This window comes from Lysobacter enzymogenes (genome assembly GCF_017168095.1).
In the GTDB taxonomy this organism is placed as follows: Bacteria; Pseudomonadota; Gammaproteobacteria; order Xanthomonadales; family Xanthomonadaceae; genus Lysobacter; species Lysobacter enzymogenes_D.
Window position 1 is genome coordinate 1 of sequence record NZ_LXSD01000092.1, and the last position, 321, is coordinate 321.

Here is a 321-nt window from a genome sequence, read left to right on the forward strand (position 1 = left end):
CCAGGCGCTGGCGCCAGCCGGCCGGCCGGCGCTCGCGCTGGCGGCTGCGCGCGGCGACCAGCAGGCGGCCGTATTCGACCCCGGCCGGGCACACCGCCTCGCAGCTGCGGCAGCCCAGGCAATGGTCGAGGTGAGCGTCGGACGCGGCGGTGACCGGAATCGTGTCCAGCGCCCAGGCCCGGGCCAGGGCGATGCGGCCGCGCGGGGATTCGGCTTCGACCTGCTCGCGGCCGTAGGTGGGGCAGGCCGGCAGGCACAGGCCGCATTGCACGCAGCGGTCGGCCAGCGCCGCCAGCGGGTCGGCCGGGCGCGCCGCCGCGA

At 79.1% G+C, this 321-nt stretch carries 1 protein-coding gene; it reads right to left on the minus strand.

The genetic code is table 11. The annotated features are described in order from the left end of the window. On the minus strand, positions 1-321 hold a 321-nt coding region (locus tag A7A76_RS02615; protein WP_343225266.1), incomplete at both ends, for a 4Fe-4S dicluster domain-containing protein.